This is a genomic window from Acinetobacter sp. YH16052, from assembly GCF_013417155.1.
In the GTDB taxonomy this organism is placed as follows: Bacteria; Pseudomonadota; Gammaproteobacteria; order Pseudomonadales; family Moraxellaceae; genus Acinetobacter.
Window position 1 is genome coordinate 84,230 of sequence record NZ_VPEO01000009.1, and the last position, 18,190, is coordinate 102,419.

Annotated in this window: 14 protein-coding genes; 9 read left to right on the forward strand and 5 right to left on the reverse strand. The window is 43.5% G+C overall.

Annotated elements, in window-relative coordinates; genetic code table 11:
* Positions 1-62: 62 nt before the first annotated feature.
* The 3 genes from cueR to cysK all read right to left on the reverse strand — a co-directional run bounded on the left by cueR (position 63) and on the right by cysK (position 4,354).
* Positions 63-473, reverse strand: a complete 411-nt coding sequence (gene cueR / locus FTV42_RS08170) for a Cu(I)-responsive transcriptional regulator (protein ID WP_180038446.1) — start codon at positions 471-473, stop codon at positions 63-65.
* Positions 470-3,169: a heavy metal translocating P-type ATPase gene (locus tag FTV42_RS08175; RefSeq protein WP_180038447.1), complete on the reverse strand. Its 2,700-nt coding sequence runs from the start codon at positions 3,167-3,169 to the stop codon at positions 470-472. Before FTV42_RS08175 ends, cueR begins: the two co-directional genes overlap by 4 nt.
* Positions 3,170-3,355: 186 nt before the next feature.
* Positions 3,356-4,354 (reverse strand): cysteine synthase A, encoded by a 999-nt coding sequence (cysK, locus tag FTV42_RS08180; protein ID WP_180038448.1) that lies wholly within the window; start codon positions 4,352-4,354, stop codon positions 3,356-3,358.
* Positions 4,355-4,635: 281 nt separating this feature from the next.
* Here cysK and FTV42_RS08185 point away from each other — a divergent pair, with 281 nt between their 5' ends.
* From FTV42_RS08185 to gcvH, 9 genes are all read left to right on the forward strand, one after another.
* Positions 4,636-4,953: a helix-turn-helix transcriptional regulator gene (locus tag FTV42_RS08185; RefSeq protein ID WP_004280410.1), complete on the forward strand. Its 318-nt coding sequence runs from the start codon at positions 4,636-4,638 to the stop codon at positions 4,951-4,953.
* A gap of 216 nt (positions 4,954-5,169) precedes the next feature.
* Positions 5,170-6,918 carry a SulP family inorganic anion transporter gene (locus FTV42_RS08190; RefSeq protein ID WP_180038449.1) on the forward strand — a complete coding sequence of 583 codons (1,749 nt, stop codon included), beginning with the start codon at positions 5,170-5,172 and terminating at the stop codon, positions 6,916-6,918.
* Positions 6,919-7,244: 326 nt separating this feature from the next.
* Positions 7,245-8,441 carry a serine/threonine transporter SstT gene (sstT, locus tag FTV42_RS08195; protein WP_180038450.1) on the forward strand — a complete coding sequence of 399 codons (1,197 nt, stop codon included), beginning with the start codon at positions 7,245-7,247 and terminating at the stop codon, positions 8,439-8,441.
* A gap of 42 nt (positions 8,442-8,483) precedes the next feature.
* Positions 8,484-9,158, forward strand: coding sequence for a YoaK family protein (locus FTV42_RS08200; protein WP_005106852.1), 675 nt, complete (start codon positions 8,484-8,486; stop codon positions 9,156-9,158).
* Positions 9,159-9,173: 15 nt separating this feature from the next.
* Positions 9,174-9,710, forward strand: coding sequence for a DUF2058 domain-containing protein (locus tag FTV42_RS08205; RefSeq protein WP_180038451.1), 537 nt, complete (start codon positions 9,174-9,176; stop codon positions 9,708-9,710).
* A 187-nt stretch (positions 9,711-9,897) separates the two neighbouring features.
* Positions 9,898-11,151, forward strand: coding sequence for a mechanosensitive ion channel family protein (locus FTV42_RS08210; protein WP_180038452.1), 1,254 nt, complete (start codon positions 9,898-9,900; stop codon positions 11,149-11,151).
* A 226-nt stretch (positions 11,152-11,377) separates the two neighbouring features.
* Positions 11,378-13,231 (forward strand): ABC transporter ATP-binding protein, encoded by a 1,854-nt coding sequence (locus tag FTV42_RS08215; RefSeq protein WP_180038453.1) that lies wholly within the window; start codon positions 11,378-11,380, stop codon positions 13,229-13,231.
* Positions 13,232-13,692: 461 nt separating this feature from the next.
* Entirely contained in the window at positions 13,693-14,721 is a 1,029-nt protein-coding gene (locus FTV42_RS08220) for an AraC family transcriptional regulator (protein ID WP_180038454.1), read from the forward strand.
* An 82-nt stretch (positions 14,722-14,803) separates the two neighbouring features.
* Positions 14,804-15,178, forward strand: a complete 375-nt coding sequence (gene gcvH, locus FTV42_RS08225; RefSeq protein WP_180038455.1) for a glycine cleavage system protein GcvH — start codon at positions 14,804-14,806, stop codon at positions 15,176-15,178.
* 72 nt (positions 15,179-15,250) lie between these two features.
* Here gcvH and FTV42_RS08230 read toward each other — a convergent pair whose 3' ends face one another.
* Positions 15,251-16,447, reverse strand: a complete 1,197-nt coding sequence (locus tag FTV42_RS08230; protein ID WP_180038456.1) for a PilT/PilU family type 4a pilus ATPase — start codon at positions 16,445-16,447, stop codon at positions 15,251-15,253.
* A 251-nt stretch (positions 16,448-16,698) separates the two neighbouring features.
* Complete coding sequence (locus FTV42_RS08235) at positions 16,699-17,748, reverse strand: 3-deoxy-7-phosphoheptulonate synthase (protein ID WP_180038457.1); 1,050 nt, start codon at positions 17,746-17,748, stop codon at positions 16,699-16,701.
* Between the last annotated feature and the right edge of the window lie 442 nt (positions 17,749-18,190).

Sequence of the window (18,190 nt, forward strand, 5' to 3'; positions counted from 1 at the left end):
TCGGTTTAAAGTTTATCTGATTCGGCAGACTATATTTAATCTGAGCTGAACTGCAGATCAGGTCAGTGCTGCTCAGGGACGACACCCTGTTCAATCTGTTTTAAAATCTGGCAGTCAGACTGTTCATTGCCGGCACATTGTTCCACCGATTGCTGTAATATCATCAGCATATGCTGCATATCGGCAATTTTCTGTTGTAAAAACTGGATATGTTTTTGTGCCAGCTGTTTAACCTCGCTGCTCTGGCGTGAGCTGTTCAGCCACAGGCCGAGTAACTCTTTCATCTGCTCTGAAGAAAATCCCAGTTCACGTGCATGCTGGATAAAACTTAAGGTTTTAATGTCCGCGTCACTATAAACCCGATAACCTGTATCACTACGTTTCGGAGCCGGCAACAAACCAATGTCTTCATAATAACGAATCATTTTCGCAGAGATGCCGGACCGTTTTGCGGCCTGACCAATATTCATCATACTGACTCCTTAAACTGCACCGGTTGATAGGCTTTTAATCTCAAGGCATTGCTGACGACGAACACGGAGGATAGTGCCATCGCGCCTGCGGCAAACATTGGTGATAACAGAATGCCCCAAAACGGATACAGTACACCTGCGGCAATCGGAATTAAGGCAATATTATAGACAAAGGCCCAAAACAGATTCTGTTTGATATTGCGCATAGTGGCCTGACTCAAGCCGATGCCTGTCGCCACATGCTGTAGATTGCCTGACATCAACACCACATCGGCCGCTTCAATCGCAACATCAGTGCCGGTACCAATTGCCATACCGACATCGGCCTGGGCCAATGCCGGTGCATCATTGATTCCATCCCCAACAAAAGTGAGCACGCCGTATTGCTGCTGGAGTTGTCGTACTGCATCGACTTTTTCATGCGGCAAAACTTCCGCAATCACCTGATCGATTTTCAACTGTTTGGCGATCGCCTGCGCGGTATGCTGATGATCACCAGTAATCATCGCCACTTTAAGACCTTGGTCATGCAAGGCCTGAATCGCGCTATAAGTAGTTGGTTTAATCGGATCGGCTACTGCAATAATCGCAGCCAGTTTCTGATTAATCGCTACATATAAAGGACTACGACCCTGATCACCGAGCTTTTGTGCAGTGGCTCTAAACAGATCGACATTTAAGCCCAAGTCCTGCATCAGACGTTCTGCACCAATATGCAGTTGCTGACCAGCAACCTGTGCTTTTACCCCTGCACCAGTGATCGAATCAAAATCGGTCACTTCACTCAGTTCCAGTTCTTGCTCACGAGCAGCCTGCACAATGGCGTGGGCAATCGGATGTTCTGACTTGGCCTCCACTGAAGCCACCAGCTGTAATACAGCCTGCTGATTAAAATCTGCGGTGACTTCAAAGTCGGTCAGCAATGGTTTTCCTTCAGTTAAGGTTCCGGTTTTATCCAGCGCGACGACTTTGGTTTGTTGCAGCAACTGTAAAGCTTCACCCTTACGGAATAGCACGCCCAGTTCTGCTGCACGTCCAGTTCCGACCATAATTGAGGTAGGAGTCGCCAGTCCCATCGCACATGGACAGGCAATAATCAGTACGGCGACTGCATTTACCAAGGCGTAGGTCAGATTCGGCTCAGGCCCAAACAGGAACCAGACCATAAAGGTCAAGGCCGCTAGCGCCATAACAGCCGGCACAAACCATAAAGTCACTTTATCAACCACGGCCTGAATCGGTAATTTTGAACCTTGTGCCTGTTCCACCATCTGAATAATCTGCGCCAGTACCGAATCCTGGCCGACCTTAGTCGCCTTGATTTGCAGTGTTCCGTTCTGGTTTACCGTACCGCCGACAACCTGATCACCAGCCTGTTTGGCCACAGGTAAAGGCTCACCGCTAATCATCGCTTCATCGATATAACTTTGCCCGGCAACCACTTCACCATCGACGGCGACTTTTTCACCCGGGCGGATTTCAATCAGCATGCCTTGTTGTACATCGGCAATTGCCAGATCAACCCAGTGATTATTTTGTTGCACTCGGGCTGTTTTCGGCTGCAAACCGACCAGATACTGAATCGCTTCCGAGGTTTTACCTTTGGCTTTAGCTTCCAGATAACGCCCCAGTAAAATCAGCGCGACAATAACGGCGGCCGCTTCAAAGTACACATGCACGGTGGACTGCGGTAACAGCTGTGGAAAAAAGGTCGCAATACAGGAAAATCCGTAAGCTGCAATGGTTCCGACTGCGACCAGAGAATTCATATCTGGTGCCAGACGTAATAATGCCGGAATCCCATGCTGATAAAAACGCCGTCCCGGAATCATCAGCACCAAAGTGGTCAGCACAAACTGCAGATACCAGCTGTTCTGGGTTCCCAGCGTATGGGCAATAAAATGATGAAATGCCGGAATCAAGTGCGAGCCCATTTCCAGAATAAATACAGGCGCTGTCAGAATGACTGCAAGCCATAAATCTCGTTTCAGTTGTGCCGTTTCATTGGCTTTCTTTTCCTGAAAAGCATCATGGCTATCTGTCGACATATCCCTACCAGATTTTATGGTGGCCTGATAACCGGCTTTCTCCACCGCAGCAATCAAGGCAGGAATCTGGGCATGCGAGGCTTTCACCCAGGCAGTTTCGGTGGCCAGATTGACCTGTGCTTCGCTGACACCTTCTACTTTTAATAAAGCTTTTTCCACACGTGCCACACATGAAGCGCAAGTCATGCCTTCAATAGCCAGTTCAATGCGATCGCTCTGAATATCAAAACCGGCTTTTTGCACGGCTTGAGTCAGCTTGGACAATGGCACAGAATTGATCGCACTCACATGCGCCTTTTCAGTGGCCAGATTCACTTGTGCATCCAACACGCCTTCCACTTTTTTTAGGGCTTTTTCTACGCGAGCCACACAGGATGCACAGGTCATGCCTTCAATGTTCAAATCAAACTGTTGCGTCGGTACATCGAAACCGGATTTTTCAATTGCTTGAACCAGCGCAGCGGCAGCAATCGGCTGCTGGCTTTTAATAAAAGCTTTTTCAGTCGACAGGTTGACAGATGCCTCGACCACACCTTCAATTTTTTTCAAGGCTTTTTCCACCCGAGCGACACAGGAGGCACAGGTCATACCGCCAATCTGCACCTGCTGCTCATATAAGCGGTTGCTATCTTGTTCTGCCATACCCATCTCCATGCCTCAACTCACTGTTGAGCTTATAGCTTAAACATTCCCATCATGGTAAGGTCAAGTCCTTCATCTGACTATTTTAAAAATAATGCAGCGTCCTGCTGCGATTTAAAATTACCCAATAAAAAAGCCCGAAGATGACTTCGGGCTTGTATGGCAGTATTTAAAATATAAAATGCATCAATGTTATTCGGCAGAAATATCTTCAAACAAGATCGAAGACAGGTAACGTTCACCACCGTCTGGCAAAATCACCACAATATTTTTACCGGCATTTTCAGGGCGAGCCGCCAATTGTGCCGCGGCTGCCATAGCCGCGCCACTTGAAATACCGACCAGGATACCTTCCTGAGCTGCCGTTTTACGTGCCCACTCGACTGCATCTGCGCTATTAATGGCAATCACTTCATCAACGAGTTCTAGGTCCAGATTGCCTGGAATGAAGTTGGCACCAATCCCCTGAATTTTGTGTGGTCCAGGTGTAATGTCTTCACCACGTTTGGCCTGACCAATAATCGCAGACTCAGCGGGTTCCACCGCCACTGAATATAAAGGCTTATTTTTTACCTTTTCAAAGTAGCGTGAAATACCAGTAATGGTTCCACCCGTTCCGACACCTGCGACCAGAATATCGATATTGCCCGCAGTCGCTTCCCAGATTTCTGGGCCCGTAGTTTCTTCATGAATTTTAGGATTGGCCGGATTTTCAAACTGTTGTGGCAGGTAGTACAGTTCAGGATTTTCATTGACTAGACGTTGTGCTTCTTCAATCGCGCCCTTCATGCCTTTGGCCGGATCAGTCAATATCAGATTGGCACCCAATGCTTTCACCACCTTACGGCGTTCAATACTCATGCTTGAAGGCATGGTCAAAGTAATGTCATAACCTTTGGCTGCCGCAACAAAAGCCAATGCAATACCGGTATTGCCGCTGGTTGGCTCGACAATATGCATACCGGATTTGAGCTTGCCAGATTTTTCAGCATCATTAATCAACGCGGCACCAATACGACACTTGACTGAGAATGCCGGATTACGGCTTTCAATTTTCGCAAGTACCGTGGCCGGAGCGGAAATCACACGATTAATACGAACAAGCGGTGTATTTCCAATCGCGTCTGCATTATTACTATAAACCGCTATACCTAAATTATTCGGTGTTGGAAAAGCTGAATCTGTACTCATGATGATATCCCTGATGTTATTGGTTCAAGTCGCTTAAACATCATACAAGCATTTTTTTGCTTTGTAGATGTTTGATGAAACTTGCACTTCATTGCACGAATGTGAACTAAAATACTTTCTGCACTATGCAATAAATTTATCTTATCTATCAATATTTAAAATATAATTTTAATTGATAATTCAATTCATTAAAAACCATAAAACTTAACTGTTTTTAGCAAGGTATTACGGGCTAAGACCCGTATAATTAGCGGGCTGTAACTTTATAATGGACATATTGAATGAAAACCGATTTTGAAATCACGACTATGCGCGATTCAGCAGAACAGGTCGTTGGCATTTTAAAATCTCTGGCCAATACCGACCGTCTTCTTATTTTATGTCATCTGTCTCAAGCGGAACTGAATGTTTCAGAAATTGAGGAAATAACTGAGATTAAACAGCCGACACTTTCCCAGCAGCTCATGATGTTGCGCAAAAGCGATGTGGTAGATACCCGGCGCGACGGCAAACAGATTTATTATTCAATTAAAGATCAAAATTTGATTGTGGTCTTAAATACCCTTTATCAATTGTATTGTGGCAATCCAGCTAAATAAAGAATCTTTCTTTTTTCAGTCATCAAGATAAGTTTCTTTAAACTCTTATTGAGGTCGTTCTACACCACTAAGATCACGATCATAGAGTTTTTTAAATGATCTACGACTGACCCAGATGTTTCATTTTAAACATGATTCATCAAGAATCTAGATCAGCTAAGACTTCTTAGCAGAATTTGTGCATAATATATCTATATTTGTGATTTAGACCTTTTTATGCAAAATTCCAAGTCTAAACTTCTGCATAGACTGCCTGCCTGGGCATGGTTAAGCCACTACACGCCGGTCAAATTTAAGTCTGATGTGCTGGCTGCCCTGATTGTGGTGGCAATGCTGGTGCCTCAAGGGATGGCCTATGCCATGCTGGCAGGATTGCCGCCGATCATGGGTTTATATGCGAGCATCCTGCCGATGATCATTTATGCCCTGCTCGGTGGGAGTTCGACTTTATCGATTGGCCCGGTAGCCATCATTTCCATAATGACTTTTGCTACGCTCAATCCACTTTTTGAAGTCGGCTCACCAGTCTATATTGAAGCTGCGACTTTATTGGCACTGATGGTCGGGATTATTTCCCTGCTTTTGGGATTATTCCGTTTTGGTTTTCTGATCCAGTTGATCAGTCATCCCGTGATTCAAAGCTTTATTATTGCCTCTGCCTTATTGATTGCGTTTGGGCAGTTAAAGTTTTTGGTCGATCTTCCTTTAAAAGCCAATAACCTTCCGGAGTTTGTCAGCAGTTTGCTGCAATATTTCCCGCTGCTGCACGTGCCGAGCCTGATTTTCGGCCTGTTCTCTATAGGTTTGTTAATCTATCTGCCCAAGTTATTAAAATCTCAGGCTGTACAAAGCCGGATCGGCTCTACAGATTTTCTGGTACGTGCAGTGCCCCTGATTCTGGTATGTCTCGGCATTGCAGCAATTGTATTTCTGGATTTAAAGCTTCAGGGCATTAAAACCGTCGGTGCAATTCCGTCCGGTTTTCCACCCTTGTCTTTTCCACACTGGAACTGGGAACTGGTCATGACCTTATTACCGGGTGCCAGCATGATCGCCATGATCAGTTTTGTGGAGTCACTATCGATTGCTCAAGCCACGGCCTTACAGCAACGCAGTCATTTAAACAGTAATCAGGAACTGATTGCGCTCGGTCTGGCCAATATCAGTGCAGGCGTGAGTTCAGCTTTTCCGGTAACGGGCAGCCTGTCGCGGACGGTGGTGAATGCCGATGCCGGTGCCAAATCACCTATGGCCGGTGTTTTATCCTCGATTCTGATTATTTTTGTGAGCCTGTTCTTTACCGGATTTTTTGAAGATCTGCCGCTGACCATTCTGGCCGCGACGATTATTGTTTCCATCTGGAAGCTGGTTAATTTCCAGCCATTTTTTGATGCCTGGCGTTATTCCAAGGCAGATGGCCTTGCCATGTGGATTACCTTTCTCGGCGTGGTCCTGATTGATATTTCCACCGGTTTGATTATTGGAATCGTGTCGACCTTTGTGCTGATGCTATGGCGAATCAGCCGGCCGCATATTGCGGTTGTCGGTCTGGTGGAAGGCACCCAGCATTTTCGCAATATTCAGCGGCATCAGGTCAGTACCTCCGATCGGGTGCTGTCACTGCGGATTGATGAGAATCTGACGTTTCTGAATGCCAATAGCTTTAAAGGTTATCTAATCAATGAGATCAGCCTGAATGACCAGCTACAACATGTGATTATCAACTGTTCCAGCATCAGTGCGATTGATCTGAGTGCCTTGGAAATGCTGGAAGATTTAAATGCGGAACTGGCCAAACTGGATATTCGCCTGCATTTTGCCGAAGTCAAAGGTCCGGTTATGGACAAGCTGCAAGCTTCTAAATTGATGACGCATCTGAGCGGGCGTATTTATCTGACGCATTTTCAGGCAATTCAGGATCTGGCGCCAGAGATCTTTGAGCAGTATAAAGATTATACGATTTAGAACAGCAGATACTTAAATTATGGCCGGAGATTCCAACCGGCCATAAGTGAGCCTTTTCTAAATTTTCAAATATAATTTGAATTTATCTCTTTAACTTTGATATTTATTTCATGAATATAATTTTAAAAGCGCTGATTTATTCATCATTTTAAGAAGTTTTTCTTCAATATAAGCAATGTTTTAAAGCAATTAATTTTAGAATAAATGAATAATATCAATATCTTGGTTTTTATATGAAAATATATTTTAAGCCTTGTTTAAATTAAGTATAAAATAGCGCAACTTTTTCCCAAATTTAGCCCTCGTAATTTTCACAAGGCAACCTTATGTTTTCTGCCCTTATGCGCATGAGCTTAGTCTCTCGAATCATCATCGCCATTATTTTAGGTGTGGGTGTGGCTGTGGTATTTCCCGAAGCTACTCCCTCATTAAGCCTATTGGGCGACCTGTTTATTAAAGCCTTGAAGTCTGTTGCACCGATTCTGGTTTTCATTTTAGTGTTAGCTTCTATCGCGAATTTTAAAGTGGGCCAATCCAACGCCGCCATCAAGCCGATTATGCTGATGTATGCGGTCGGTATGTTCCTTGCTGCGCTGAGCGCTGTGGTGTCGAGCATCTTATTTCCAAGTACGCTGTTCCTGGATATTGCTGCACAAGCTGACTTGCAGCCACCGGGTAGTCTGGTGGAAATTCTGAAGAATTTGCTGCTCAGCTTTGTCGCCAACCCAGTTGTTGCAATTGCTGAAGCAAACTTTATTGGTATTCTGGCTTGGTCAGTGGCATTAGGCATCGCTTTCCGTCATGCATCGGATAGCACCAAGACGCTTTTGAATGATGCAGCCTTTGCAGTGAATTATGTGATTCGTTTAGTGATCAGCTTTGCGCCTGTGGGTATTTTTGGTTTGGTTGCAGTGACTTTTGCTGAATCTGGTCTGGACACGCTGACCAGTTATGCACATTTACTTGCCGTGTTACTCGGAACGATGGCTTTTGTTGCACTGGTGATTAATCCGCTTCTGGTTGCCTTCATCACGCGTAATAACCCGTATCCACTGGTGTTCACCTGCTTGCGTGAAAGTGGTATTACCGCCTTCTTTACCCGTAGTTCTGCAGCCAACATTCCAGTCAATCTGGACTTGGCAAAACGTCTGGGTGTTAAAGAATCGACTTCAAGTATTGCTATTCCTTTAGGTGCTGCGATCAATATGGCCGGTGCTTCTGTCACCATTACTGTATTGTCACTGGCTACCGTGAATACGCTGGGAATTAGCGTCGATTTCACTACCATGCTGATTCTTTCTGTGGTTGCAACAGTCTCGGCATGTGGTGCTTCTGGCGTTGCCGGTGGTTCATTGTTATTGATTCCAGTTGCATGTGGCCTGTTCGGGATCTCTTCGGATATTGCTATGCAAGTCGTTGCGATTGGTATGGTCATCAGCGTATTGCAGGACTCTACTGAAACCGCGCTAAACTCATCAACTGATGTTTTATTTACTGCAGCAGTAGACCGCGCATCAAATTGATTTTATATTGATTAATCAATATGTTTAGCCAATGATGTTGTTATGCCATTACAGCGTTTACCTACCTGGGTACAATTAGGGGCGTTTTTTCTTGCGGTCAATGCCGGCATGATTAACGTCCTGGGTCTGGTGACGGTACTGCACCAGTCTGTTTCACATATGACCGGTAATGTCAGCATGCTGGCCATGGCCCTGCTGAACTGGCAACCAGAACAGATATTTTATCTCTTTCTGGTCACACTCTGCTATGTCATTGGTTCATCCTATAGCGGGCTGATTCTTGGAAATAGTCACTTTCGCCTGGGGCAGCTTTATGGTTACCCTTTAAGCCTGGTGGCTATTTTTATTTTGATCTGCTGGTTATTATTGCCCTATTTCCCGCGCTACGCCTTGTTATGGGCCTGTGTTGCCATGGGTGTGCAAAATGCCATGGTTAGCCACTATAAAGGTGCCATCATTCGCACCACGCATTTATCTGGCGTACTGACCGACCTCGGCTTGGCGATGGGCTACCGTTTGCGCGGTTTAGAGGTGGAATCACGACGCGTGGTTCTGCATTTGCTTATTTTGCTCGGTTTTTTAAGCGGTGGCATTCTTGCCAGCTGGCTATATCCTTATTTAAAATTAAATGCATTCCTGATCCCGGCAGTGCTGAGTCTGGTTCTCAGTCTCACGTATTGGGTGATTTATTTACGTTATCGACATCAACACGACTAATATCTGGACATTCTCATGGTTAAAAACGCATTGCAGGCACAATTGTTAAAGGCAGGATTGGTCGATAATAAAAAAGCCAAAAAACTGTCTAAACAGGCTGTGCATGAAAAACGCACCGGTGACGGTACCGAGGCTGAAATCAAGGCCAAGATTGAACAAGACAAACAGCAAAAAATGGCTAAAGATCAGGTGATTGAGCAAGAGAAAAAAGCAGCTTTGCAGGAAAAAGAACTCAAAGCCGCAATCATGCAAATGATTAATCAGCACAAAATCCGTGATACTGATGGCGATGCGGTCTATCAGTTTATTGATGACAGTAAAGTCAAAAAAGTCTATTTAAACCAGCAAATCTATAATGCACTGGTCGCAGGCAGTTTGGTCATTGCACGTGAAAATGATAGCTATGCGTTTTTGCCTAAAGCTCTGGCAGATCGTATCAATGCGAAAATGCAGGGCTTTATCATTGTGAATAATTCAGAGAAAAATGAAGAAACCACCGATGAAGAAGATCCATATGCAGCTTATGTCATTCCTGATGATTTGATGTGGTAAGCATCGCGATATCATTACTGAAATATCGAAGATCAGAAACCGGCGAATTCGCCGGTTTTTTTATTTGTATGGACTTTTATTGAATGATTTGCACCAATAGATATGTTTTAAAAAGTTATCCAATATTAAAAAATCTGATCCAAAACTATAAACTTGACCTAATTTTTTGATTAAAGAGAAAGATCGTTTGGAACAGTTTAATTTTATTCGGAATATTCAAGAATGGGCAGATCAGTACCCATGGCTGGAAATGCTATCTTCACTGAGTATTGTGATTTTACTGGCGATTCTTGCCAATCTATTTGCTAAACAGATTGTGGTACGCGGAATACGTCAACTGATTTCCAGAATGCCTTTTGCCAATAATCAGATTTTTGCTGAGCATAGCGTGATTCGCCGGATTGCCAATATTGTTCCGGCAGTCGTGATCATGAACGGCATTACCACAGTACCGCATTTATCTGACAAGATTGAATCCTTTGTGCAAATGGGTGCACAGGCTTTTATCTTCCTGACGATTGCCCTGGCCCTGGGTGAATTACTGAATATTTTTAACCTGGTCTATCAGCGTAATCCCAAGTCACGTAACAAACCGATTAAAGGTTATTTGCAGCTGGTCAAGCTGATTATTTTTATTGTCTGTGGCCTGATGATTCTCGGCACTTTCCTGAAAAAGGATGTCTTTACCTTGCTAGCTGGCTTCGGTGCCATGGCCGCGGTGTTGATGCTGGTCTTTCAAAATACCATTTTGTCGCTGGTGGCATCGGTTCAGATTTCATCTTATGACATGGTGCGTATTGGCGACTGGATTGAAATGCCCTCGCTGAATGCGGACGGCGATGTCATTGATATGTCATTGCATACCATTACGGTACAGAACTTTGATAAAACGGTGACCACAATTCCGACCAATAAACTGGTGACGGATACCTTTAAAAACTGGCGTGGCATGCAGGAAGCCGGTGCGCGCCGGATCAAGCGCTCGATTCATATTGATCAAAGCAGCGTACATTTTATGTCGGCTGAAGAACAGAACAAGCTGAAAAATTTTATTTTGCTGGATCAGTACCTGAATACCAAATCAGAGGAACTGGAACAATTTAACCTGCAACTGAGCCATCATTCGCAATATAACCAACGCCGTCTTACCAATTTAGGAACCTTTCGTGCCTATGTAGAGTTTTATCTGCAACAGCATTCCGGTATTAGCAAAAATCATTCCCTGATGGTTCGTCAACTACAGCCGACCAGTGAAGGTTTACCGCTAGAGATTTATGCCTTTACCAATACCACCGCCTGGGCGGAGTATGAAAATATCCAGTCTGATATCATGGATCATCTGTTGGCCATTATTCCGGAATTTGGTTTAAAGGTGTATCAAGCGCCTTCAGGTCTTGATTTAAAGGAAGCATTTACTCAACCGTCTTCCATTATTACTTAAAGATAAGTCATCCAATCTCAAGCCTGAGGTGCTGCTGCATTTCAGGCTTTTTTATTTCCTCATCTATTTAAAACCTGACTGGCATAAATCTGGCTTTAGTTTAATTTTTATAATCCAAGTTTTAATTGAGTGAATCATTTTGTGGCAATTTCACCCAATTACGGGCTTAAAAAAACAGAATCCTTTATAATTCCCGAAAAGCAAAATGCATGATAAGAGTACGATAATGTTTCGATGGCTTGAAAGACTGGTTGACCCCTATCCCACCAAAAATCTGAACCAACCTTTACCGACCAAGTTTTTTCCATTTGTCTGGCAGGCAGCCTATGGAGTCCGCCGTTATTTGCTGATTCTGGTACTGTGTACTGCCGGTGCTGCCAGCTTCGAAGCTTTTCTGTATTCAAAAATTGGTGAGCTGGTGAACTGGCTCAGTAAAAGCCAGCCCGATACTTTTCTGGAACAGCATGCTAGCAATTTAACCTTACTGAGTATTGTTCTTCTGGCCAATATTTTTTTCGCTAGCGCCCAATCCCTAATTAAGCATCAGATTTTGTATAGCAATTTCCCGATGCGTTTACGCTGGCGCTTTCATAATCTGCTCATGAAACAAAGCCTGGATTTTTTCCACAATGATTTTGCCGGACGATTATCGGCCAAAGTTATGCAAACCGCTCTGGCAGTACGCGAATTCTGGGTCATTCTGGGTGACATGCTGGCGTATGTGCTGATTTATTTCATCACCATCAATATTGTTTTGGGTGCAATTTCACCCTTGCTGATCATTCCACTGATGGTCTGGCTAGCTCTGTTTATTTGTGCAGCGTGTTACTTCATTCCGCGTTTGAGCAAAATTTCCAATGCTCAGGCAGATGCCCGTGCGGTCATGACTGGCCGTATTACGGATGCCTATACCAATATCCAGACCGTGAAGCTGTTTGCTCATGCCGGCCGCGAAAGCCAGTATGCCAAGACTTCGATGAAGGAATTTATGGTAACGGTATATAAACAGATGCGTCTGGGTGCGCAATACGAAATCAGCATCTTGCTCTTAAGTGTGGTGTTGTACGGTGGCGTACTGGGTACCGCGATCTGGTTGTGGATGGAAGGTCAGGCCGAGCTAGGCATTATTGCAGCAACCACGGCAATGGTACTGAAACTGAACAGTATTGCCGAATTTATGATGTGGCAGACCTCAGCCCTGTTTGAAAATGTCGGTACCATTCAGGATGGTATGAAAACTTTAGGCCGCAAAATTGCCATTGAAGATAAACCGGGTGCCAAAGAGCTACAGCTCAATCATGGTGAAATCAAATTTGAAAATGTCAGCTTTGCTTATAATGATAAAAATGTCATTGATCAGTTCAATCTCACCATTCGTCCAGGCGAAAAAATTGGTATTGTCGGCCGTTCAGGTGCCGGGAAATCTACCCTGATTCAACTGTTGCTGCATTTTTATCATATTAACCAGGGTCGTATCTTGATTGATGGTCAGGATATTGACGATGTGACTCAGGACAGTTTGCGCAAGAATATTGCATTAGTGACTCAAGATACTTCACTGCTACATCGCACTGTCGCGGAAAACATTAAATATGGTCGTCCAGATGCGACTGATGAAGAAATGTTTGAAGCTGTGCGTAAAGCCAAAGCAGAAGAATTTATTCCTAATCTGACGGATTTGCGTGGCAAAAAAGGCTATGAAGCCTATGTCGGTGAACGTGGCGTGAAACTTTCCGGCGGACAGCGTCAGCGAATTGCAATTGCACGTGTATTCCTGAAAGATGCTCCAATTCTAATTCTGGATGAAGCGACCAGTGCACTGGATTCTGAAGTCGAAGCCGCTATTCAAAACAGTCTAGACGACTTGATCCAAGGTAAAACCGTGATTGCGATTGCGCATCGCCTGTCTACTATTGCCCAGATGGATCGTCTGATTGTGCTGGATCAAGGTCGAATCGCCGAGCAAGGCACGCATGATGAACTGGTGGCATTAAATGGTATCTATGCCCAGCTTTGGCAGCGTCAAACTGGCGGCATGCTGATCGAGCAACAAATCAAAGCATCAAAAGATCATGAATAATATGATCTCTAGAAGATTTCAAAACTTCTGATGATTTGATTATCTTCAATACTGAAAAGGTCTGGGAAAAAGGAAAACTTTGCCCAGACCTTTCTTTTTAAAATCTTCTATACAGATGAATCTTAAGTTGCCATCTATCTGGCATTTTAATGAAATGACATAATTCTCTAGTTCTGAAAGCGCTCTGATAAAGTCCTGTTCAATTCTTAATAAAACTAGACCAATCGTCCTGTCCTGAGCAAACAGATGCTGGGATGCGACTTGTTCAATAAAATAATTTTAATTTCATCAATAAAATTATGCGGTTTAAATTGATTTTAATGCTGAATTCAGGCTAATCTGCCAGTGGCAGAGTCACAATCGCCAAAATTTTGTCCAACAATTTTAATGAAAAATTTGGCGGCTTCATGCCAATATCTATTTATAAATAAAAAAATTTGAATGAGTGCAACGGATCGCGCATGAAAACAATTGCTCCACGCCAAGACCAAGGAATTCCAGGTGTTTACGGTCTCCTGCTTCTCGATGTTATTTCCCGCTGGGGTTATAATAATGAGTCGCTTTTCCAACCTTTTGGCCTGACTAGTGAACAGTTGGCAGATCCTGATTTTCGTATACCAACCCCTGTCGCCAACGAACTGATGAAATATGCCCTGAAACTGACCGGCGAACCGACCTTGGGCTATCATCTCGGCACACAGATGCGGATCTCGATTCATGGCTTTATTGGCTATGCGATTATGACGGCGAATAATATTACCGATGCGCTGGTCTTGGCGAATCGATTTATTCAACTTCGCTTACCCTTCCTGCAACTATTTTTCTCGACCTTTGGTGCCAAAGCCACGGTACAGCTGCAAACCGATATTCAGCTTGAACCTCTGCGCACCGAAATTTCCATTGCCTTGATGATTGGACTGATCAGTATGGCCAAGGCCATTACAGGTGTTACTGATGCGACAGGAGAAATCGACTTCGATTTTAAGAAGCCGGAAGATTTTGAACGCTTTATGGCGAAGTTCCCCACCCATCAGTTCCGTTTTGAACAACCGCATTTAATTCTGAGCTTTGATAAAAGCTACCTGATGAACAAGCTGGTGCATGCCGATCCGATTGCCAGCCAGATTGCGATTAACCAGTGTGAAACGGAACTTTCTGCCTTGGGTGAACGGCATCGGATTGCCATGCGTGTCCGGGATATATTGACCCATGCTGAGCAACACTATCTCAGTATTGAAAGTGTGGCGGATCGCTTGCACATGTCTGACCGCACCTTAAAACGTCAACTCGCCGCCGAAGGCACCTCCTTTTCTACCCTGGTCGATGAAGTGCGTTACCGACATGCCACCTCGTTATTATCCCGGACAGATTTCACTCTGGAACAGATTGCCGATGAACTGGGTTATAGTGATGTCGCCAATTTTAGCAGGGCATTTAAACGCTGGAGTGGTCGCAGCCCGAGCAACTGGCGCAAAGATCCTTATTTATAAGGAAGTATAAGCCTTTTGTTTTGCTTAAAAAGAATGTATAAAACATGTCAAAAATGATCTTAAGATTTTTAAGGAGTTATCAATGAATCATCCTGCAGAATTAAAGTACGCAAGTACACATGAATGGGTGCGCATTGAGGGTGATCTTGTTGTGACCGGTATTTCCGACCATGCACAGGATGCGTTAGGTGATTTAGTCTATGTAGAAGCGCCTGACTTGAATCAGCATATCACTGCAGGTGAGCAAGCGGGTGTGGTTGAGTCGGTGAAAACCGCTTCAGATATTCATGCGCCTGTGTCGGGTGTGGTGGTAGAAATTAATCCTGACCTTGAAGATGATCCAGATTTCATTAATGATGATCCATATGGCAAAGGCTGGATCTATAAAATTAAGCCAGATAATATCGCAGATGTTGAAAAACTACTTTCAAATACAGAGTATGAAGCCGGGCTTTAATTTTGATTTTGGATAAAAAAATCAGCCTGAGGGCTGATTTTTTTGTTTTATCTAATAGAAAATTAGAATTTTTTATTCCGTTTCCGAATGATCTTCTGCATCTTTATCAGTTGTTTTCGGTTCTGTAATCATGGAAAATTGGGTGGCTTGCCCAGCCGGAGCATTGTCTTGACGATTACTTTTTAATTTGATCTGTAAACGTAATTCATTGGTTGAATCGGCATTACGTAATGCTTCTTCATAAGAAATTTCGCCCTGGTTATAGAGTTCAAATAAAGCCTGATCAAAGGTCTGCATTCCCAATTCCCGTGATTTTGCCATAATCGCTTTCAACTCATGAGACTCTCCTTTCAAAATCAAGTCTGAAATGAGCGGTGTATTTAACATGATTTCAATGGCTGCTCGACGTCCCTTGCCATCCTGAGTCCGAACCAAACGCTGTGAAATAATAGCCTTCATATTGGAGGACAAATCCATCAACAACTGATTGCGACGTTCTTCTGGGAAGAAGTTAATAATCCGGTCTAAAGTCTGGTTGGCATTATTGGAATGCAACGTACCTAAACAAAGATGCCCAGTTTCAGCAAAAGCAATCGCATGTTCCATAGTTTCTGTATCGCGGATTTCCCCGATCAAAATCACATCGGGTGCCTGACGTAAGGTATTTTTTAAAGCATTTTGCCAAGAATGGCTATCTACCCCGACTTCACGATGGGTAATCATGGATTTTTTATGCTTGTGTACATATTCCACCGGATCTTCAATAGTAATAATATGTCCTTCGGTATGGGTATTACGATAATCAATCATGGCAACCAGTGTCGTAGATTTTCCAACACCCGTTGCCCCCACCACTAAGATCAGTCCACGTTTTTCCATAATGACCTGCTGCAATGAACTCGGCAAGCCTAACTGCTGAAAGCTCGGAATGTCTGTGGTAATGGCCCGAATGACCATACCGACATTGTGCTGTTGCTGGAATACATTCACCCGAAAACGCGAAACACCCGGCACGCTAATGCCAAAATTACATTCCATGACCGATTCAAATTCCTGAATTTGTCGCTCGTTCATTAAGGCATACGCAAATAAGCGGGTCTTATCCGGCGTGAGTTTCTGCTGACCAAAGGGCTTCATCAGGCCCTGTCGTTTAATACTGGGTGGGAAATCTGCAGTAATAAAAAGGTCTGAACCATTATATTCAACCATCTTTGTCAGCATATGGTGCATAAATTTACGTGCTTCATCGAGCAATTCGGTTGTATACATATCGAGATTCCTGAGATCATGACTGGTCAGCCGGATAGAATGAGCTGGAGCAAGATCTCTAATAAATTATTGTTATTGTTATTGTTTATTTTTTAATTTAATTATTTTTATTCAATTTATAAAATCGTTCTAATCATTATTTTTATTTTCAAACGCTCTGATGAGCTGATTTAAGCATCTGGGAGATGCACTGATCAGCTTCATCCGATTCTGTCTTTCCCCAATCAATTGAGGAAAGACATCATTCAGTTTTAAGCACTACGCTTCAAACCTTCAATTCGTAGTGAGTCAGTCATATTTAACAATAGTTGTTCGGTTTTTTTCCAGCCCAGACATCCATCAGTGACTGACTGACCATAAGTCATTTGCTCAGAAATTTTCTGGTTGCCATCTACCAAATGACTTTCTAGCATTACGCCACGAACATTGGTCTGTAAGCGTTCTGCTACGATCTGTTCCAGTACTTTAGGCTGTAGCATCGGATTTTTTGAGCTATTGCCATGACTACAGTCAATTACCAATGCCGGTAAGTCGATCTGATGTTTGGCCCGGATTTTCTCAATTTCTGACAATTGGTAATTTGGTCCGCTATTCGAGCCACGTAAAATCAAATGTACTTTCGGATTACCTTGCGAGTGTAAAATACATGGTAAACCAGACTGGCTCATCCCCAAGAATTGATGCGGATGAGAGGCAGACTGGATGGCATCTAGTGCAATCTGGATCGAACCATCAGTACCATTTTTGAAACCGATGCTGTACGGCATATGGCTGGAAATTTCGCGATGAATTTGTGATTCGCTGGTACGTGCGCCAATCGCTCCCCAGGCCAATAGATCATCGAAATAAGCAGTTGCCATTGGGCTAAGAATTTCCGAAGCGATTGGCAGGCCCATTTCAATAATTTTTAGGTATAAGTCACGGGATTTTTCCAAGCCCAATTGCATATTGGATGAACCATCCAGATTTGGATCGTAAAGGAAACCTTTCCAACCCACCGTAGTCCGTGGTTTTTCAATATAAGTACGCATCACCAGGAAAATCTGATCAGATAGCTGTGACTGAAGTTGTTTTAATTTTTCTGCATAGTCTAGCGCGGAAGCTTCATCATGAATGGAACATGGGCCTGTGACCACCATTAAACGATGATCCTTGCCTTCTAATATATTTTGAATAGTTTGACGGTGTTCAGCGACTTGGCTGGCTAATTGCGAAGACAGTGGCAATTGCTGCTTAAGCTGCTGAGGTAAAATTAAAATGCTTTCAGCATGATGTTGTTGTGATGTATTTGGGGTATTCATGACTTTAATCCTGGGACTGGCAATCAGTCCAAACTTTTATTTGAGCGTTATGGGTCTAATCGAAGGTGTTGTGAGTGTCATTAGCTGACTAAAATAAGACCAATAAAAGTTGTTAAAGTATGAATAGTTAAAGTTTGTCATGGCTGTCTCCAAAATATTGTAAAAAATGAAAGGCATAAAAAAACCTGATCAGGGTTGCCGATCAGGTATAAACTGGTGGGCAACCTTTTCATTGCCCAAACGCATTCAGGCAATTAGCTAAACTGCCAGAAATAAAAATATGCGTTTGAAATGATAGGTTGCTTTAACATGTTATGTCTTTCATAAAATGTGATTCTGAAATTAAAATACGCGCTCTGTGATCATTTGACAAGCATTAAATATAAAAAAATATTTATTAACTTTTCTACTTTTATTTATTAATTCATCAAACCGTGAGATG